Origin of the sequence: Pseudodesulfovibrio sp. 5S69, assembly GCF_037094465.1 — a bacterium.
Taxonomy (GTDB): domain Bacteria; phylum Desulfobacterota; class Desulfovibrionia; order Desulfovibrionales; family Desulfovibrionaceae; genus Pseudodesulfovibrio; species Pseudodesulfovibrio methanolicus.
In genome coordinates this window covers 2582183-2601746 of record NZ_CP146609.1, presented here as the reverse complement: position 1 = coordinate 2601746, position 19564 = coordinate 2582183, and the positions used below count along the sequence as shown (strand labels likewise).

Sequence of the window (19564 nt, the reverse complement as noted above, 5' to 3'; positions counted from 1 at the left end):
TTGTCTGTTACTGTCTTATACGTGTCGGCAGTTCTTTGCCAGCATATGGATCTCGGCCCGCACCGGCCTCAACCCAACAACATACGGTCGGAGACCCCCTCGTCCCCGCGCAGGCGCGAGAAGCGTTCCAGGAGGTCTTCTACCTTGAGATTCCTTTTTTCCTCTCCGTCGATGTCCAGGACCACCTGGCCGCGATGGAACATGATCAGCCGATTGCCCAGGGCGATGGCCTGCTTCATATTGTGGGTGACCATGAGAGTGGTCAGGCCGAGCGAGCCGACGATCTCCTCGGTCAGGTCCAGGACCATGCCCGCGGTCTTGGGATCCAGGGCGGCGGTGTGCTCGTCGAGAAGCAGGAGCCGCGGGCGGACCAGGGTGGCCATGAGCATGGTCAGGGCCTGTCGCTGGCCGCCGGAGAGCAGGCCGGTGTGGGCCTTGAGGCGGTCTTCGAGGCCAAGCCCGAGGATGGCGAGCTTTTCCCGGTAATATTCGCGGTCCCGGCTCTTCACGCCCCAGGAGAGGCCCCGGACCTTGCCGCGTTTGTTGGCCATGGCCAGGTTCTGCTCGATGGTCGCCCCGGCGCAGGTGCCGAGCAGGGGGTCCTGGAAGACCCGGCCGATGAGCGAGGCGCGCTTGTGTTCCGGCCACCTGGTGATATCCAGGTCGTCGAGGACGATCCTGCCGGAATCCACGGAAAAGGATCCCGCCAGGGCGTTGAGGAAAGTGGACTTGCCCGCGCCGTTGGAACCGATGATGGTGATGAAGTCGCCGTCCTTGACCTCAAGATTCACCCCGTTCAACGCGGTGACCTCGTTGACGTCGCCCCGGTTGAAGGCCTTGGTGATGTGGGAGATGGAAATCATTTGGACCTCCCGGCCATGAACTGGCGTTTCATCTTGGGCATGACCAGGGCAAAGACCACCAGGATGGCGGTGATCAGGTTCAGGTCGCTGGGGGTGATGGCGAAGGAGCCGAGTTTCAGGCCGAGCGCCAAGCCGATGGCGATGCGGTAGAGCACCGAGCCGAGCAGGGCGGCGATAAGCGCGCGGCCGATGGTCTTGTCACCGAACACGGTCTCGCCGATGATAACCGAGGCCAGGCCCGCGACGATGGTGCCCACGCCCATGTTGACGTCCGCCGCGCCCTGGTTTTGGGCCACCAGGGCACCGGATGCGGCCACCAGCGCGTTGGACAGCCCCACTCCGAAGATGATGACGTTGTCGGTGTTCACGCCCTGGCTGGTGATCATCTGCTTGTTGTCGCCCGTGGCCAGGAAGGCCAGGCCGATCTCGGTATGCAGGAACCAGATGAGTACGATGACCACGGCGAAACAGATCAGACCAAAGAGCAGCGGGGACGAGTGCTGGGGCAGCATGTTGGTGAAATCGATGAACCAGTCCACCACGGTATCCTGGCCGAGCAGGGCCATGTTGGGCCGTCCCATGATACGCAGATTGATGGAGTAGAGCGCGATCATGGTCAGGATGGAGGCGAGCAGGTGGAGTATCTTGAACTTGGTGTTCAGGATGCCGGTGGCCGCCCCCGCCATAAACCCGGCTCCGGCGGCCATGAAGATGGCCAGGAGCGGAGAATAGCCCGAGGTGATGGCCACTGCCGAGACGGCCGCGCCCAACGGCAGGCTGCCGTCCACGGTGAGGTCCGGGAAATCGAGCACGCGAAAGGTCAGGTACACGCCGATGACCATGAGGCCGTAGGCGAACCCCTGCTCGATGGCGCCGAAGAATGCGTAGAGAGTCATGTACTAATCCTAATGGTTACCGAGCCGGAGCGTTGCAGGGCGGGTCCGGCAAAAAACAAAAAAGGCGCGTTGATGAAGCAACGCGCCTTGTATCGTTTATGGGCACAATTGGCAAATGCGTTTCGCGCCTACTCGATGACCTTGTCGGCCCGGTCGAGCACGGATTGGGGCACGGTCACGCCCATGGCCTTGGCGGCCTTCATGTTCACGTGCAGGTTGAGATCATTGAGAAATTCAACGGGCATGTCGGCCGGCTTCACGCCGTCCACCAGGATGCGGGCGATCATGTCGCCGGTCTGCAATCCCATCTTGTAATAATCCACGGCCTCGGCCGCTATGGCGCCGCGCGCCACGGAGTCCACATCGCCGACGATGAGCGGCAGCTTGTTGTCCTCGCAGACCTTCACGGCGGACTCGATGGCCGAGACCACGGTGTTGTCGGTGCCCACGTAGACCGCGTCGCAACGGCCCACCAGGCTTTTGGCCGCCTGATACACGCCGCTGGAGTTGGCGATGGTCGCTTCCTCCACCTTGATGCCGACCTTGGCGGCCTCTTCCTTCAGGGCCTTGAGGATGGGGACGGCGTTGGGCTCACCGGAGTTGTAAATGATGCCGATGGTCTTGACGCCCGGCACCAGCTCCTGAATCAGGGCGACCTGCTTGTCGATAGGGCTGAAGTCGGACAGACCGGTGATGTTCTTGCCGTCGGTGTTCTTGAGGTCTTTGACCAGCCCGGCGGTGACGGGATCGGTCACGCCGGTGAAGACAATGGGGGTATCGTGGATCTTCCGGGCGCAGGCCTGTGCGCCGGGAGTGGCGATGGCCAAGACCAGGTCCGGCTCCTCGCCGATAATCTGGCTGACGATCTGGGTGTTGGTGGCCATGTTGTTTTGGGCATTATGGACATTGTAGTCGAAATCAATGCCCTTTTCCTTGAGGCGGTCGGCCACGCCCTGGCGCATGGCGTCCAGGGCCGGATGCTCCACGATCTGGGTCACGGAGATGACGTATTTCTTGCCGGCAAAGGCGGTGGAAGCGACCAGCAGGGCGGCCACCAGGAACAACAATATCTTCTTCATCGGAAAACTCCTCCTCGAAGTGCTTTTCAAAAGGGAACTTTGACCGTGCCACGGGCTTTTCGTCAAGCCATTTCCAATTGCAGGCGATCAACACCCCGCGCCGACGGCACATGAACGGGATGCAGGGTGGGCCCCCTTGCCCGCCGGAGGCGTAATCACCCGTCAATCGCCGCGAAGCGGCTTCCACTCCTGATTTTTCTTACCTCATCCCCCCAAAAAAAAGGGACCGCTGCGTGCGGCCCCTGAAAACTCGTCGAAAAGGCGGATCAGAAGCGAATTTCCTCTTCCTTGATGACCTTGAAGGACTTGTTGCCCTTGACCCGGCCGGGCAAGCCCTGGAATTTGCGCACGCCCTCGACTTCTGCTTCAAGGAGTTCGTCCTCGTCGGTGTCGAGCAGGATGATATCGCCTTCCTGGAGATAGAGCAGTTGGCGGCCGGAGATGGTGGTCCGGCCCAGGCGCACGACCATTTCCACGGGCGTCTCCATGAGCCGCTCCTTGAAGCGGTTGATCCAGACGTGGTCCACTTCCAACCGCTCGGACTGGAACGAGGCGTGCAGTTTCGAACGGATGGGCTCCATGGTGGCGTAGGGCAGGCAGACGATAAGCGAACCGATGGCGTTCTCCAGCTCGACCTCGAAGGTGACCACGATGACCACGTCAGAGGGCGGAACGATGGCCGCAAACTGGGGGTTCACCTCGGTGCGGACCATTTCCACGTGGACCTCGTGCACCGGCTTCCAGGATTCCTCCATGTTGGCCAGGGCGATCTTGACTACGCGCTCGACAATGGCCTGTTCGATGGGCGTGAAGTCCCGGCCTTCGACCTTGGGCTGGCTGCCGGCGCCGCCGAAGAAGTTCTCGACCAGGGCGAAGACCAGGCGGGAATCGACCACCAGCAGGGCGTTGCCGCGCAGGGGGTCCATCTTGAAGATGGAGATGGACGTCGGCACCGGCAGGGAGCGCATAAAGTCGCCGAACTTGGACATGTCGATGGAGATGGGGTTGATGTCCACCCGCTTGCGCATGGTGTTGGCCAGCGCGTTGGTGCACAGCCGTGCGAAACGGTCGTTGACGATCTCGAGCACGGGCATGCGGCCGCGGATGATCCTGTCCTGATTGGCCAGGTCGAACGCGACAACACCGGTATCGTCCTCCGGTATCTCGGTCTCGGTCTCGACATCCCCCCCGGAAAGACCCCGGAGCAGGGCATCAACTTCATCTTGTTCGAGGATTTTGCTCATCTGGACAAAGCCTCATGTTCGCCGATCATACGGCCCGTTTGACCGGCTGCGCCGGAAAATTGAACGTCGTTAAAAGGTTAGCAAAAAACGGGCCGTCCCGTCCGTTTCCTATCGGCCGAATTTCCCAAATCCTTATATGCATGCATACCGCGCCAAGGCATCCCTGGCAATAAAACGGCTATTTTTTCGCCCGATATTGCGTGAAGTTGTTTAGACAAAAACGAGAGTTAGTCAAATACCAATATCAGCATATGCGAATATTCCAATAAATTTGGGGGAGTGGGTAACTCGTTGACAGATGCCCCCCAACCGTCGGGAAAAAGGAAAGACGAAAAGCCGGGGAGCCGTTTCCAGGGGCCGCTCTCCAGGCTCCGTTTCGAAGCGGGCTATTCAGGGGAGAGTTTCGACAGGGGAATGACCTGAATGGACGTATCCCGGCTTTCCTGCCACTGCTTGAGGGCGGCCAGTGTCTGCCGGTAGGGGTGGCCGATGGCTATGGCCCGGCCCTGGCGCTGGGCGACCCGCTCGGTCTTGCGGAGTTGAAGCAGGATGGCGTTCACGTCCTTGACGTTGTCCAGGAAGGTGTCCCGCTCGTAGAAGGGGATGCCCACGGACTTGGCCGTAACCCGTCCCACGCTCTTGCCCGAGGTCAGGCTGTCCAAGAAGAACAGGCCGTGACGTTTGAACTCGGTCAGGGCCACCGCCATGTCCGGCCCGTCGGCAGTGAACCGCGACCCCATGTGATTGTTCACACCGATGGCTTCGGGAATGCGCTGGAGATTCTCATTGATGCGCTGCCGTATCTGGTCGTCGTTCATGGCCACGAACAGGGCGTCGTCGCCGGGCTTGACCTTGGGGTAGCCCAAGGGCTCCATCGGGAAATGGACGAGCAGGTCATGGCGGGTCCCGGAGATCAGTTCCACGCACTCGCGGGTGTGGCTGGCATGGGGCCAAACCGCGAAGGTCAGGGGCAGGTCGAGCCCGGTCAGCCCCTTGAGCACGCCGTAATTTTCGCCCACGTCGTCGATGACCACCACCAGCTTGGGCCCCTTGGCCTCGGGCCGGGCGAGGATCTGCGGCGTGGCTTCGAGAAGCAGCCGATGGGTGCGTACGCCGTTGATCTCGACGGCCGCTTCGGTGTCGCCGTTGTCCAGCAGGACCGCACCGGGCAACCGCTCATAGAGCCGCTTGCGCAGGGTGACCAGGAACCGGTTGCGGTCCGTGACCTTGGGGAACTGGAGGACCTGATAGTGATAGCCGCGCTCCTCGAAACGGCGGAGTTCCACATCCACCAGGTCGAGGTCGTGCATCTTGAGGCCCAGGTCCCGCATGGTCTCGATGATGGCCAGGTCCGCCTGCTTGACGCGGTCCTCCATGTCGGAGGTGGCCTCTTCATAGGCCTTGCCCTGGGTCTTGTCTTGCTCGGGCTCTACCTCGACCTTTCGATCCTCGACCACGGGGGCGATCACTTGGGGCGGCGGGGTCTTGGCGTTCAGGACCATCCAGCCGAGCCCGGCCAGGGCCAGGAAGGCGAGGGTGAACAGGCAAATGAGAGGACCGGGCCGATAGATCCTCTTGAGGAATCCATCGAACCCGGCCCGTTCGTTCGTCTTGTTGTCGGGAGCGCGGTCGTCCATGGGCGCGGCCCGTCCTCCCTACTGGATTTCCTTCATTCGGGGCAGGCTCTTGACCAGCTCCAGGGCCATGCGCACCTGGTTGTCTCGGGCCAGCATGTCCTTGGCCTTCTCGGCGTCCTCGTCCTTCTTGTGCTTGGCGGTCTTCTGGCCGTTTTCCAGATGGCCGCTCAGGTCCTTTTCTCGCAGGGTGAAACGGTCGCGCAGGTTGTTCTCGTCCTCCCTGGGCGCCTCGAAGGGGATGCGCAGGTCGGGATCGATGCCCTTGGCCTGGATGGAGCGGCCGCTGGGGGTGTAGTAGAGGGCGGTGGTCAGCTTGATGCCGGACCCGTCGGACAGGGGGATGATCTGCTGGACCGAGCCCTTGCCGAAGGAACGTTCGCCCACGATCAGGGAGCGTTTCCGGTCCTGCAGGGCGCCGGCCACGATTTCCGAGGCCGAGGCGGAACCCGCGTTGATCAGGGTGACCATGGGCACCTTGACGTCTTCGGCGTTCTTGGTGGCGTAGAAGTCCTTGCGGTTGGCAGGGTCCCTGCCCTGGATGTAGACGATGGTGCCGTCCTCCAGGAAGGTGTCGGCCACAGAGACCGCCTGGTTCAGCAGGCCGCCGGGGTTGTTGCGCAGGTCGAAGACGATGCCCTTGAGGGTGTGCTTCTTGCGGTATTCGGTGATGGCCTCGCGCAGGTTCTTGGTGGAGGACTCCTGGAACTTGGTCAGCCGCAGGTAGAGATAGCCGTCTTCCAGGGACTGAGTCTTGACGTTGACGATGGGGATGGTCCCGCGCACGATGGCCACTTCCACCGGCTTGTTGGAATCCTTGTGCAGGATGAGCAGGTTCACGGAGGTGCCCTTTTCGCCGCGGATCAGCTTGACCGCGTCCATGAGGGTCATGTCCTGGGTGGATTCACCGTCGATCTCCAGAATGATGTCGCCCGCCAGCAGGCCCGCCTTGTAGGCCGGGGTGTCCTCAATGGGCGAGACGACGATGATGCGTCCCTGGTCCATGCTGATCTCGATGCCGATGCCGCTGAACTTGCCGGCGGTGTCCACCTGCATGTCCTTGAAGTCCTCGGGCGTGAGATAGGTGGAGTGGGGGTCGAGCTCTTCAAGCATGCCCTTGATGGAATTATCGATGAGCTCCTTCTTGGTCACGGGCTTGACGTAGTTGCTTTCAACCAAGTCGAGCACCTGCGAGAAGGTTTTGAGCGCTTCGAATTGGTCGCCTTTGGCCGCAATGGTCTGGGCCGGGGCGACGGCAAGGGTAAAAAGAAGCAGAAAAGTGACTATCCAAAGCGTTACACGCATGAATGCCTCCCGAATAACGGAGTCCTAATGTGTTGGGTCAACGACAAATTATCTCAGGGCTGTTAACCAACTTTCCGGGTTAATTGGTTTTTGATGAAAACGCAATTCAAAATACAGACCCGTGCCGTCCAGCTTGGGGAAATACCCCACCGTGCCCAGGGGTTCGTTTTTTTCCACCTCCTGTCCGTTTCGCACGAACGTATCGGACAAGTAGGCGTAAAGGCTGTAGTAATTGTATCCGTGGTAAATGATGACCACGTGCCCGAAACCGCGCAGGGTATCATTGTGCACCACCTTGCCCCAAAAAATCGACTGCACCGTGCTGCCGTCCGGGGCACCGATGGCCAGGCCGCGCGCAGGCGGCTTGGCCTTGAGGTTGAAGCCGGCCACCACCTGCCCGCGGACCGGCCAGGGCAGGGCACGCTTGTACAGGGCGAACCGTTTGGTCTTCTGGGATTGCAACTGGTACTTGAGATCCTCGATGGTGGCCAGGATTTCGGTCAGCTCCTCTTCGGCGTTTTCCTTCTGTTTGTTGATCTTCTTGAGATTCCTGCGCAGGGCGTATTGGTTGCGGAGCAGCCGGTCCTTGCTCTGGTTGACCTGTGCCAACTGCTTTTCGGCCTCTTCGGCCAGTTGGCGCTGGTTCTCCAAGTTCAGGGCGATCTTTTCGGCATTGGCCCTGGCCTCGTCCAGCTTGCGGCTGGTGGCCGCGTATATGTCCGCCAGCCAGTTAAAACGGCGGTCGAACATGGCCCAGTCCTCCACGCCCTCGAAACGCGAACGGACGTTCTGCAAATGCACCGGCCACAGGGTGCGCATCAGCCCGGACAACTCCAGGGTGATCCGTTCCTTCTCCTTTTCCAGGGCGAAGTGGTCCTGCTCGGCCTGGCGCTCGTCCTTGCGGATGTCGGCCAAGCCTGTTTCCTGGTCCCGGATGCGCCGCTTGAGCAACTTGACGTCGTCCTCGATGTCCGCCAGCCGGGTGGAAATCTGTCCGGCCTTTTGGGTCAACGCCCTGACCTTCTGTTCGTTCTCGTCCGCCTTCTGATGTTCCTTCTGCAACGACTCGCTCAAGACCTCGTCCTGGGCCTGGGCACGGGCCAGGATCGGTAACAGCAGAAGACAACATACTGGCAGGACAAGAAATTTACGCATGCGGACCTATTGTTCAAGGAAAGGTTGAAGGGGGCAGGATTCGCACAAACCGGCTTTCTTCCGGCACCAGTTCGCCCCCACCCGGACGATGAGGGCATGATATTCATTATACAGTGCCACATCCTCCGGCAGGGCGTCCATGAAAATGGATTGCAGGCCGTGGTAGTCGATGTCCTCCCAGGCCAGGCCGTGGCGGCCCATGAGCCGGGCCGTATAGGCGTCCACCACGAAGGTCGGGAAATCCAGGGCGTAGAGCAGGATGCAGTCCCCGGTCTCGGGCCCGATACCGTTGATGGAGAGCACCTTGGGCCGCAGTTCGGCCAGCTCGCAGTCCTTGAGGGCGAGCAGGTCGAACTCCACTTCATCCTTGAGAAATTGCAGGAAGTTGTGAATCCGCTTGGCTTTGACGTTGTAGTACCCGGCGGGCCGGATGAGTTCGGCCAGTTCGGGCACGGGCAGCCCGTGCAGAGGCTCGGCCTCAAGCACGCCCGCACCCTTCAGGTTGGCCAGGGCCTTTTCCACGTTCTTCCAGTTGGTGTTCTGGGTCAGGATGGCCCCGATGGCGATCTCGAAGGGGGTGTCGCCCGGCCACCAACGGCTGGGGCCAAGTTCCGCCAGCATGGCTTCGTACATCTCCATGAGCGTGGCGTACAGGGCCATGGGCTAGTCTCCCAGGTTTTCCCAGACAAGACAGATCCACTCGCCTTCGACGAACCGCTGTGGCTCGCCCAGCCCGCGTCGGCCGTATGCCTCGGCCACCGCATCCGACTGTTTGTCGGCCAGGATGCCGGACAGGACCAAAGAACCGCCGGGCTTGACTCTGGGAAGGATTTCCCCGGCCATCTCGATGAGCGGCCCGGACAAGATGTTTGCCACCACCAGGTCGAAAGTCCGGCCTTCCTCCACGCAGTCGATGGAGCCCACGGCCAAGCTCATGGATTCGGTGACGCCGTTGGCCTCCAGGTTCTCCGCGGCACAGACCACGGCCTGCGGGTCGATGTCCAAGCCGATGCCGGTCAAGCCGAGCTTGGACAGCCCGATGCCGAGGATACCGGACCCGGTACCCAGGTCCAGGAAGGTCTGGCCCTTACCGACGGTTCCGCCCTCGACCAACCTGCCGATGGTCGCCAGGCAGAGCGAGGTGGTGGGGTGGTGGCCGGTGCCGAAGGCCATCTTTGGCTCAATCACGATGTGGGTGTGATCGCTGTCCCCGTCGTCCAGCCAGGGAGGATAGATACGGAAGGATTCCCCGCAGTTGACCGGGACGAAGAAATCCTTCCAGGCCATGGCCCAGTCCTCGGACTCCTGCTCGGACCAGGTCACGTCCGCCTCGGGAAAGCGTGCCTGGAATGCCTTGACCATTTCATGGCCCAAGGGATGATCTTCCAGGTACAGGGTGAACGTGCGGCCATCGCCCGCAGGCGTTTCCTCCCAACCGTGAGGGACTTTGGAGGCGATGAAGACCCCGGCCTCGTCGGCGGCCTGTTCGGGGATGGTGAATTCGATCTTCAGCAGGGTGGACATGGAGTGGGTCCTCTTCATGTAATATGACAAGGCCGGGAACATGCCCCGGCCTTGAATGGTTGCGTCATCAATGAGCCAAACTAGAATACCTTGTCGATGAACGAGCCTTTGCCCGTATACCGGAAGTCGTAGAGCGTCGTCTGCTCGGCCTGTCTGGCCGCTTCCGACTTGGCCTCGGCCGGAATCTTCACCTCGGCTTCGGGCTTTTTGGCCGGGGCGACCTGTTCCGGTTCCTCTTCGCGCCGGAGCGGATACTCGGGTGCGGACCCTATGGGGGCGATGCCGCTCATGACTTAATACCTCAAATTACAGAATACGCCTTCGCCTCCAGGCGGTCAAGCCGACTACCTGCGGGCTATCCCTCAACCAAGGTCAGGACGTCGTCCAGGGCCCGCATGAAGGCCAGGACGTCGTCCTCAGTGACGGTCAGGGGCGGCACAAGCCGTAAAATCGTGCCCTGTGCCAGGTTGCAGACCATCTTATGATCCAGCAGTCCCTTCCAGACCTCCGGACCGTTCTTGGCCAGTTCGATGCCGAAAAGCAGCCCCAGACCGCGGGTTCCGGCAATGGTCTCCGGGTGCTTTTCCTTGAGCTTGAGGACCTGCCCCCCGAGGAACTCACCCATCTTGAGGGCACGCTCGGCCATATTCTCTTCAATCATGATATCCACGACCTTGGCGGCCACGGCCGAGACCACGGCCCCGCCCCCGAAGGTGGTGGCGTGAGAGCCGGGCGTGAACCCCTTGGCCACTTCGTCGGTGCACAGGACCGCGCCCATGGGCAACCCGTTGGCCAACGCCTTGGCCGAAGTGAAGATGTCCGGAGTGATGCCGTAGTGCTGATGCGCCCAGTACCGACCGGTACGGCACACGCCGGTCTGGACCTCGTCCACGATGAGCAGGATCCCGTTCTCCTTGCACAGTGCCACGATGTCGTTGACGTAGTCGACGGGCAGGGGCCGCACGCCGCCCTCGCCCTGGACCATCTCGATCATGATCGCGGCCGTGTGGGCGTTTATGGCCCCGCGCAGGGCGTTGACGTTGCCGAAGGGCACGGTCACGAATCCCTCAGGCAGCGGGTTGAAACCGTCCTTGATGGGGCCGTACTGGCCGGTGGCGGTCAGCGTGGACAGGGTCCTGCCGTGGAAGGACTTCTCCAGGGTGATGATTTCGTACCGCTCCTCGTTGCGCACGGTGTGCATATACTTGCGGGCCAGCTTGATGGCCCCCTCGTTGGCCTCGGCCCCGGAGTTGCAAAAGAAGACCTTGCCCGCCGCGCAGGTGGACAAAAGCTTTTCGGCCAGATCGAGCTGCGGCTCCTGGTAGAAGAGGTTGGAGACGTGGACCATCTTGCGGGCCTGCTCGGCCATGACCTCGGCCAGGTCCTCCCGGCTGTGGCCCAGGGAACAGACCGCGATGCCCGCCAGAAAGTCATAGTACTCATTGCCGTCCAGGTCGTACAACCGGCAGTCCTTGGCCCTGGAAACGGCCAGGGGATAGCGGCCGTAGGTATGGCATAACAGGTTGGATTCCCGTTCTTTTATCGCATCAAATTTATCAGACATTTTCGTTCTCTCTTTAGTGTTTCCCCGTGGAGCCGAACCCGCCCGCGCCGCGCGCGGTCTGGCCGAGTTCCTCCACCGGGCTGATTATCGCTTGAAATACGGGCATGAAGACGAGCTGTGCGATGCGCTGTCCGCGCCTGATTCGTCGCACCTCGCCCGAGGTATTGAGCAGTGAGACCTTGATTTCCCCGCGATAGTCCGGATCGATGACGCCGACGCCCTGGCTGACGGTCAGGCCTTCCTTGGTGCCCAGCCCGGAGCGGGAGAACACATATCCGGCCACGCTGGGCTCACGGACCTCAATGGCCACGCCCGCCGGGATGGCGGCCTTTTCGCCGGGGCCGATCTCGATCTCGCCCTCGTCGATGCAGGCGCGCAGGTCCAGCCCCGCCGAATGCTCGGTGGCGTAGGCCAATTCATTTTCTTGCCAAACCTCATGCAGGAACTTCACGTTCACGTCGATCTTGTTCATTGTGCGTCTCTATCCTTGTGTTGAACGAATGGTTGTTTATGTTCGCTTCAAAAGCAACTGTCAACAAAGCTGCACCCCCAGGCGCGGCGAACGCCCGCGAGAGAGGCGGGGCGACGGACCATCGCCCGCCGGCGGCGGTGCCGCCTGCCTGTCGTTCCCCCGCGGCTTTCCCTTTTTCATTATTTCAAAACCCGTAACCAAAAGGGCGCCGTCCCTCCCGGAACGGCGCCCTGCGATCATGCCATTCAATGACGGATCAGCAGAGTCCTTCCCAGCAGAGCTCCAGATGCTTTTCTTCGATTCGTCGGGTAGCCAGGCTGACGCCCACGGCCAGGACCAGGGAGACGGGCAGGGCGACCACGTTGGGGTCGACCCACTGCATGAGCCACGTCCAGGAACCGGGCGCGGCGTCGGCCACCAGGGTGGCCTTGCCGAACATGGCTTGGCACAGGCCGATGAAACCCGCTTCCTTGACGTGGATAAAAAGCAGCCAGAACATGGAGAAGCAGAACCCGCCGACCATGGAGACCTTGGCCCCGGTCTTGGTCATGCCTTTCCAATACAGCCCGAGCACGTAGATGGGCAGGAAGGAGGCCGCGCACAGCCCGAAGAAGAAGGCCGTGGCCCGGGCGATGACCCCGCCGGGCAGCAGCCAGGCCCAGACCAGGGTGGCGATGATGGCCACGGTCACGCCGAGGCGGTTGAGCTTCATGGACGAGCCGTTGTTGCCCACGGTCACATACTGCTCCAGAAAGTCGCGGGAGAGCGACGTGCCGCCCACGTGGTACTGCGAACTCATGGTCGACATGGCCGCCGCGAACATGGCCACCAGGAACAGGCCGGAAAACCAACCGGGCATGACCTTGTCGATGTACATCGGGATGATGGAATCGAAGTTGCCCCCGGCCATGGTGATGGCGATCTTGCCGAACTTCTGGAAGAAAACCACATTGGACAGGGCTCCGGTGACGAAGGCCACGCCGGTCATGAGCAGGATGAAGACCCCGCCGATGGCCACGGCCCGGTTGAGTTCGCGATCGGACGGCACGGTCATGTAGCGGATGGCCAGTTGCGGCTGGGCCAGCACACCGATGCCCACGCCGTAGATGATGGTCGTGTACACGGTCAGGCCGATGGGCGACTGGACGTTCGGCCCGGTGGTCCAGCCGGTGAGCCCCCCCCTGACCAGTTTGGCCGGAATCAAGGCGACCATGTCGGTCAGGGCCTGGTGGGCCTCGGTCACGCCGCCGAGCAGGGCGTAGGTGGTGACCACGAGGATGAGCATCATGACTGCCATGATGGTCCCCTGGAACGCATCGGTGTACATGACGGCCTTGAGTCCGCCGGTGACCACGTACACGGCCACGATAGCGGTGACGATGAGCAGCCACGCGCCGTAGCTCACGAGCGGGAAGGCTACCTCGAGCATGCGGCAGATGCCGATGAGCACGGCGGCCGCGTAGACCGGAATGAACACGAAGATGACCACGCCGGAGAACTGCTGGATGAACTTGGAGCCATACCGCCTACCCAGAAATTCCGGAAAGGTGTGGGAGTCGAGCGCGAGCCCCATGCGCCGGGTGCGCTTGCCGAAGAAAACCATGGCCACGAAAATGCCCACGAAAATGGTCAGGAAGGTCAGCCAGAGCAGGGACATGCCGAACATGCCCGAGACGCCGCCGAAGCCGACGATGGCCGAGGTGGAGACGAAGGTCGCCCCGTAGGACATGGCCAGAACGAACGGGTTCATGCTGCGCCCGGCGAGCATGTAGTCCGTGGACTCCCTGGTCTTGAGCCAGGCCCGGTAGCCGAGATAAAAGATGATCCCGAGGTAGATGAGGACGCCGATGAGTTTGCCGGTCATGAGTTGCCTCCTCCGGTTTTGTCGGTGCCCTTGTTGTTCCAGTTCACAATTCCGTAAACGACGCACAAAACCGTGGCCGCCACGGATAGCCAGAAGGCCAGCGCGATCTCTACACTCCCCAATCCAAGCATCATGATGTTGCCCCTTGGTTGCGGGCCGGAAGCGCCTGGGCCACAAACAAAAAGGGCCGCAAGCTTATCGCCTGCGGCCCTGGTTGTGGATGAAACTACTGGTCAGCTACACGCACACCTCGAAACCGCAGGCGCTTCTAAAAAAGCGAAAGCTAAAAAAGAAAAAGAAACGGATGCGGTTGTGGTGCGTTTGCATGGTCACTGCTTAGCTGCGAACCCCGCGAAAGTCAAGAGATATCGGGCCTTGCGTAGAGTGGGGCCGCTTCCGGGGCCGGAGACGGCCGATCGATACGTTGCAGGTCTTGGTCGAGACGCTTTCCAAATATATACATTTCTTGTAAATTCAATGAGTTAAAACTCTCCTTGACAGAGAATAGGGTGATGTGTTTTTGTGACTCCCCTTTGCTTTTCGGTATTATTGCCCGAATTGTGAAAGACCCGGAGACGCGCTCCGACCATCTTGTCCACAAGATGACTTTTTTGGCAACTAACGAGAGAGGTTACCTGTCTTGCTTTTTCAGCCCATCAACAAGAATTACCATGAGTTCTGTATTGAACGGGACCCGGAGCTGTGCATCAACTGCAAGGTCTGCGTCCGCCAGTGCTCGTACGAAGCTCACTATTGGGATGAAGCCCGGCAAAAGGTCATGCACGACAACACCAAGTGCATCGGCTGCCACCGCTGCGAGGCCCTGTGCCCGACGGCAGCACTGAACATCGTCAAGAAGCCCTCGGATTTCCGGACGAACAGCCTGTGGCGCCCGGTGTTCCTGCAGAACATCTACAAGCAGGCCGACACCGGCGGCGTACTGCTGGCGGGCATGGGGTCCCCGGTGGACATCCCGGTCTACTGGGACCGTATGCTGCTCGATGCCAGCCAGGTGACCAACCCGTCCATTGACCCCCTGCGCGAGCCCATGGAGTTGAAGACCTTCCTGGGCGCCAAGCCGCGCAAGGTCGAACTGGCCACGGACAAGAAAACCGGCAAGGTCTCGCTCAAGACCAAGCTCACCCCGCAGCTTGAACTGGACGTGCCGATCATGTTCGCGGCCATGAGCTTCGGTGCCATCAACTTCAACCTGCACCGGGCCATGGCCCGCGCGGCCACCGAGTGCGGGACCTATTACAATACCGGCGAGGGCGGCCTGCACAAGTCCTTATATAAATATGGCGAGCACACCATCGTGCAGGTTGCCTCGGGCCGCTTCGGCGTGCACCGCGACTACCTCCGGGCGGGCGCGGGCATCGAGATCAAGGTGGGGCAGGGCGCCAAGCCCGGCATCGGCGGGCACCTGCCCGGCGAGAAGATCAACGACAAGGTCTCCGAGACCCGCATGGTCCCCATCGGCTCCGACGCCATCTCTCCGGCACCGCACCACGACATCTACTCCATCGAGGACCTGCTTCAGTTGATCTACGCCCTGAAGGAGGCCTCGGAATACAAGGCGCCCATCTCGGTCAAGATCGCGGCCGTGCACAACGTGGCCGCCATCGCCTCGGGCATCGCCCGGGCGGGTGCGGACATCATCACCGTGGACGGCATGCGCGGCGGCACCGGCGCGGCACCGGCCATGATCCGCGACAACGTGGGCATCCCCATCGAACTGGCCCTGGCCCAGGTGGACCAGCGGCTGCGCGACGAGGGCATCCGCAACAACGTGTCCATCGTGGCTGCGGGCGGCATCCGCTGCTCCGGCGACGTGATCAAGGCCATCGCGCTGGGCGCGGACGCCGTGTACATCGGCACGGCCACGCTGATCGCCGTGGGCTGCACCATCTGCGGACGCTGCTACACCGGCAAGTGCCCGTGGGGCATCGCCACCAACGACCCGAAGCTGTCCAAACGCCAGAACCCGGATATCGCGGCCAAGAAGCTGTCCAACCTGATCCATGCCTGGGGGCACGAGATCGAGGAAATGCTCGGCGGCATGGGGCTCAACTCCATCGAGTCCCTGCGCGGCAACCGCGACAAGCTCAGGGGAATCGGCCTTTCCGACACCGAACTCGACATCCTCGGCATCAAACATGCCGGTCGCTAAACGGAGGACATCATGAAAAGAGTCTATCCGGACAAAGAATACTGTATCGGCTGCCACCTCTGCGAAGTGGCCTGCATCACCGCCCACTCCAAATCCAAGGACGTGATCATCGCCTTCCGCGAAGAGCAGGGCAAGGACGGGCTGACCGCCTGCAAGAAGGTCTTCGAAAAGGGTGACATCTGCGTGGCCATCTCCTGCCGCCACTGCGACGAGCCCTCCTGTGTGGCCGCCTGCATCTCCGGCGGCCTGCACAAGGACCCGGAGACGGGCCGCACGGTCTACGACCGCGAAAAGTGCGTGGGCTGCTGGTCCTGCCTGATGGCCTGTCCGTACGGAGCGATAAAGCGGCATCCGACCGAGAACAAGATCGTCAAGTGCGACCTGTGTGAAGGGCGCGAGGGCGGCCCGGCCTGCGTGGCCGCGTGCCCGAACCAAGCCCTGAAATACGAGGAGAGATAGGGAGCGACCATGAAATACGTCATCATCGGCAACGGCATCGCCTCCATCGGGGCCATCGAGGGCATCCGCAAGGTCGATACCGAAAACGAGATCCTGGTCATCGGGGCGGAGGACGCCCCGGCCTACGGCCGCCCGCTCATCTCCTACCTGCTGGCGGGCAAAATCGGCCCGGACAGACTGGCCCTGCGGCCTCAGGAATTCTACGACAAGAGCAACGTCTCGCTGATGCTCGGCACCAAGGTCACCGGCATCGACGCCAAGGCCCGGACGGTGACCACGGACAAGGGCGAGACCGTGGAATTCGAGAACCTGCTCATCGCCACCGGCGGCATCCCGTTCACCCCGCCCATTCCGGGCTCCGACGGGTCGGACGTCTACAACTTCACCAACCTGGCCCACGCCCACACGCTCATCTCCAAGGCTAAGGAGATCAAGAGGGCGGTGGTCATCGGCGGCGGGCTCATCGGCCTGAAGGCCGGTGAATCCCTGTTCGACCGCGGCGTGGACGTGACCATCCTGGAACTCTCGCCGCGCATCCTGAGCCTGGCCTTTGACGAGAACGCGGCCGCCCTGGCCGGTTCCCGCCTGGCCGAGGTAGGCCTGAACGTGCGCTGCGGGGTGTCCGCCAAGGAGATCCAGCGCGACCACGACGGCAATCTCAAGGGCGTACACCTGACGGACGGCGACTTCCTGCAGTGCGACGTGGTGGTCATCGCCATCGGCGTGGTCCCCAACTACAACCTGGCCAAGGAGGCCGGGATCGCGGTGGACCGCGGCATCAAGGTGGACGACCACATGCGCACCAGCGCGGCCGGCGTGTTCGCGGCGGGCGACGTGGCCCAGGCCAAGGACCTCCTGTTCGGCGATGACCGGGTCATCCCCATCTGGACCAACGCCTATAACCAGGGGTTCTGTGCGGGCAAGAACATGACCGGCGAGGACGTCCCCTTCACCGGATCCCTGTCCATGAACTCCATCTCCTTCTACGGGCTGCCGACCATTTCCGTGGGCACGGTCAATCCGCCCGAGGGTGACGGGACCTACGACACGGCCGTCTCCCTGGACGAAAAAAAGAAAAGCTATCGCAAGCTCGTCTTCCACAACGACCGTCTGGTCGGTTACGTGCTGGTGGGCGACATCGACATGGCGGGCATGTACACCGCCTTCGTCAAGTTCCAGTTGGCCGTGCCCGAGGACGCCAAGAAGCAGATCCTGGCCGGAGCGCCCGACGTACTCATGTGGCCGGACGAGTTCTTCAAGGAAACCTGGAACCCCGGCGTCGTCGAGCCCGATTAGAGGAGGCTGTTGAAAAACGCACGATTGCTTCGTTGCTCAAATGGGACAAACCCTCCCGTACTGCGAAGTACGCTTCGGTCTTGCCTCTTTTTCGCGCCTCGCACTCGCACATTATCGACAGCCTCTAATGAGGAGAAATTATGAAAGCACCTGAAAGATATTATGATTTCCAAAAGGATATCTCCGGCTGCGGGATATTCGGCGTGATCAACAAGAAGCGAGGCCTGATTCCGGGCGACATGCCCATCCAGGCCATGACCTGCATGCACGACCGAGGAAACGGCCTGGGCGGCGGTTTCGCGGCCTACGGCATCTACCCCGAGCACGCCGAGAAATACTGCTTCCACATGATGTGCGACGATGACGCGGCCATCAAAGGCTCGGAAGAGATGATCAAGCAGTACTTCGACCTGCACTTCTATGAACCCATCCCCACCCGCAGGACCCTGGCCATCACCAACCCGCCCAAGTTCAACCGCTACTTCGTGACCGTGCCCGAAAAGCCGCACAACGAGTTCCGCGAACTGCCGGAAGAGGACTACGTGGTGGCCGTGGTCATGAAGATCAACACCACCGTGGGCGGGGCCTTCGTGGTCTCCTCGGGCAAGAACATGGGCGCCTTCAAGGGCGTGGGCTTCCCCGAGGACATCGCCGAATTCTTCCGCCTGGAGGAGTACAGCGCCTACATCTGGACCGGCCACAACCGGTTCCCGACCAACACCCCGGGCTGGTGGGGCGGGGCGCACCCGTTCACCATCCTGAACTGGTCCATCGTGCACAACGGCGAGATATCCTCCTACGGCATCAACCGCCGCTACCTGTGCGAGCACGACTACCTCTGCACCATGATGACCGACACCGAGGTCGTGGCCTACGAGCTGGACATGCTCATCCGCAAGCACGGCCTGTCCTGGGAGATGGCCGCCAAGGTCTTCGCCCCGCCTTTCTGGGACGAGATCGAGCGCATGGACGCCGAGGACAAAGAACTCTACACCACCTTGCGGGCCACCTACGGCCCGGCCATGCTCAACGGCCCGTTCGCCATTCTGGTGGCCGACAACACCCGGCTCATGGGACTCAACGACCGCATCAAGCTGCGGCCCCTGCTGGTGGCCGAAAAGGACGACATGATCTTCATGTCGAGCGAAGAATCGGCCGTGCGCGATGTCTGTCCCGAACTGGACCGCGTCTGGATGCCCAAGGCGGGCGAACCCGTCATCGTGGACCTGGAGGATTAGATGGCAGCCAAGAAAAAGCAGAAGACCCTGACGGCAGGGCGGACGTACTACAAGCAGTTCAACGAGGAAATCCGTGCTCTTGTCGCAGACGGCGTGACCGATTTCATCATCAAGGAGTGCAACGGCCAGCGTTACCTGGCCACCGCGCTCGACGGCGACCTGAACTTCGACATCTACGGCGTTCCCGGCCAGGACCTGGGCGCGTTCATGCGCGGCCCCAAGGTGCGCGTGCACAACAACGCACAGGACGGCGTGGGTAACACCATGGACGACGGCCGGATCATCATCGAAGGTCTGGCCGGCGACGTCATCGGCTACGCCATGCGCGGCGGCGAGATATTCATCAAGGGCGACGTGGGCTACCGTGTCGGCATCCATATGAAGGCGTACCTGGAGCACCAGCCTAAGATCGTGGTCGGCGGCAAGGCCGGCGACTTCCTCGGCGAGTATATGGCCGGTGGAATTATTTTGCTCTTGGGTATGTTTTCTGGTAAGCCTGATGCGCCCATTGCGGGACGGAGTCTCGGAACGGGCATGCACGGCGGCGTGATCTACGTCCGCGGTTCCGTTCCCGAAGACCAGCTCGGTCCCGGGCTGACGGCCACCCCCGTGGACTCCGACGACCTCGAGGTCATCGAAGGGTTGGTCAACGAATACGCCAAGGAATTGAAGCTGGACAGCAAGGCAATTTTAAGCGAGAACTTCGTGAAAATTCGTCCGTTTTCGCACAGGCCGTACGGAAACCTGTACGTCCCTTGCTAGACGGCGGGGAAGATACAACACTCATTACCTTTGGAGGAA

The 19564-nt window shown here is 61.5% G+C and carries 19 protein-coding genes; 5 read left to right on the top strand and 14 right to left on the bottom strand.

Going from position 1 to position 19564, the window contains the following annotated elements; genetic code table 11:
• Nucleotides 1-68: 68 nt before the first annotated feature.
• The 14 genes from V8V93_RS12360 to V8V93_RS12295 all read right to left on the bottom strand — a co-directional run bounded on the left by V8V93_RS12360 (nt 69) and on the right by V8V93_RS12295 (nt 13731).
• Complete coding sequence (locus V8V93_RS12360; RefSeq protein WP_338666900.1) at nt 69-863, bottom strand: ABC transporter ATP-binding protein; 795 nt, start codon at nt 861-863, stop codon at nt 69-71.
• The gene (locus tag V8V93_RS12355; RefSeq protein WP_338666899.1) at nt 860-1759 is read right to left on the bottom strand and encodes an ABC transporter permease; all 900 of its coding nucleotides are present in this window, start codon (nt 1757-1759) and stop codon (nt 860-862) included. The genes V8V93_RS12360 and V8V93_RS12355 overlap by 4 nt, the downstream gene beginning before the upstream one ends.
• 128 nt (nt 1760-1887) lie before the next feature.
• Nucleotides 1888-2838 carry an ABC transporter substrate-binding protein gene (locus tag V8V93_RS12350; RefSeq protein ID WP_338666898.1) on the bottom strand — a complete coding sequence of 317 codons (951 nt, stop codon included), beginning with the start codon at nt 2836-2838 and terminating at the stop codon, nt 1888-1890.
• Between the two features lie 266 nt (nt 2839-3104).
• Complete coding sequence (gene fliM / locus V8V93_RS12345) at nt 3105-4082, bottom strand: flagellar motor switch protein FliM (RefSeq protein ID WP_071543694.1); 978 nt, start codon at nt 4080-4082, stop codon at nt 3105-3107.
• Between the two features lie 386 nt (nt 4083-4468).
• On the bottom strand, nt 4469-5719 hold the full coding sequence (locus V8V93_RS12340) for a divergent polysaccharide deacetylase family protein (protein ID WP_338666897.1): 1251 nt from the start codon (nt 5717-5719) through the stop codon (nt 4469-4471).
• 18 nt (nt 5720-5737) lie between these two features.
• Nucleotides 5738-7021 carry a S41 family peptidase gene (locus V8V93_RS12335; RefSeq protein WP_338666896.1) on the bottom strand — a complete coding sequence of 428 codons (1284 nt, stop codon included), beginning with the start codon at nt 7019-7021 and terminating at the stop codon, nt 5738-5740.
• 48 nt (nt 7022-7069) lie between these two features.
• Nucleotides 7070-8176, bottom strand: coding sequence for a murein hydrolase activator EnvC family protein (locus tag V8V93_RS12330; RefSeq protein ID WP_338666895.1), 1107 nt, complete (start codon nt 8174-8176; stop codon nt 7070-7072).
• Between the two features lie 6 nt (nt 8177-8182).
• Nucleotides 8183-8836: an endonuclease III domain-containing protein gene (locus V8V93_RS12325; protein WP_338666894.1), complete on the bottom strand. Its 654-nt coding sequence runs from the start codon at nt 8834-8836 to the stop codon at nt 8183-8185.
• 3 nt (nt 8837-8839) lie between these two features.
• Nucleotides 8840-9700 carry a 50S ribosomal protein L11 methyltransferase gene (gene prmA, locus V8V93_RS12320; protein ID WP_338666893.1) on the bottom strand — a complete coding sequence of 287 codons (861 nt, stop codon included), beginning with the start codon at nt 9698-9700 and terminating at the stop codon, nt 8840-8842.
• An 80-nt stretch (nt 9701-9780) separates the two neighbouring features.
• Nucleotides 9781-9990: a hypothetical protein gene (locus V8V93_RS12315; protein WP_338666892.1), complete on the bottom strand. Its 210-nt coding sequence runs from the start codon at nt 9988-9990 to the stop codon at nt 9781-9783.
• Nucleotides 9991-10055: 65 nt separating this feature from the next.
• Nucleotides 10056-11264 (bottom strand): aspartate aminotransferase family protein, encoded by a 1209-nt coding sequence (locus V8V93_RS12310; protein ID WP_338666891.1) that lies wholly within the window; start codon nt 11262-11264, stop codon nt 10056-10058.
• Between the two features lie 13 nt (nt 11265-11277).
• A complete protein-coding gene (gene dut, locus V8V93_RS12305; protein WP_338666890.1) occupies nt 11278-11736 on the bottom strand; it encodes a dUTP diphosphatase in 459 nt (152 codons plus the stop codon).
• A 256-nt stretch (nt 11737-11992) separates the two neighbouring features.
• Nucleotides 11993-13600: a sodium:solute symporter family protein gene (locus V8V93_RS12300; protein ID WP_338666889.1), complete on the bottom strand. Its 1608-nt coding sequence runs from the start codon at nt 13598-13600 to the stop codon at nt 11993-11995.
• Nucleotides 13597-13731: a symporter small accessory protein gene (locus V8V93_RS12295; protein ID WP_338670188.1), complete on the bottom strand. Its 135-nt coding sequence runs from the start codon at nt 13729-13731 to the stop codon at nt 13597-13599. The genes V8V93_RS12300 and V8V93_RS12295 overlap by 4 nt, the downstream gene beginning before the upstream one ends.
• A gap of 509 nt (nt 13732-14240) precedes the next feature.
• Between V8V93_RS12295 and V8V93_RS12290 the strand changes: the two genes are divergently transcribed.
• The 5 genes from V8V93_RS12290 to V8V93_RS12270 all read left to right on the top strand — a co-directional run bounded on the left by V8V93_RS12290 (nt 14241) and on the right by V8V93_RS12270 (nt 19525).
• Nucleotides 14241-15770, top strand: coding sequence for a glutamate synthase-related protein (locus tag V8V93_RS12290; protein ID WP_338666888.1), 1530 nt, complete (start codon nt 14241-14243; stop codon nt 15768-15770).
• A 12-nt stretch (nt 15771-15782) separates the two neighbouring features.
• Nucleotides 15783-16229, top strand: coding sequence for a 4Fe-4S dicluster domain-containing protein (locus tag V8V93_RS12285; protein WP_338666887.1), 447 nt, complete (start codon nt 15783-15785; stop codon nt 16227-16229).
• 9 nt (nt 16230-16238) lie between these two features.
• The gene (locus V8V93_RS12280) at nt 16239-17525 is read left to right on the top strand and encodes an NAD(P)/FAD-dependent oxidoreductase (RefSeq protein ID WP_338666886.1); all 1287 of its coding nucleotides are present in this window, start codon (nt 16239-16241) and stop codon (nt 17523-17525) included.
• Nucleotides 17526-17665: 140 nt separating this feature from the next.
• Nucleotides 17666-18763: a class II glutamine amidotransferase gene (locus V8V93_RS12275; RefSeq protein ID WP_338666885.1), complete on the top strand. Its 1098-nt coding sequence runs from the start codon at nt 17666-17668 to the stop codon at nt 18761-18763.
• Nucleotides 18764-19525, top strand: a complete 762-nt coding sequence (locus V8V93_RS12270; RefSeq protein ID WP_338666884.1) for a hypothetical protein — start codon at nt 18764-18766, stop codon at nt 19523-19525.
• Nucleotides 19526-19564 lie beyond the last annotated feature (39 nt).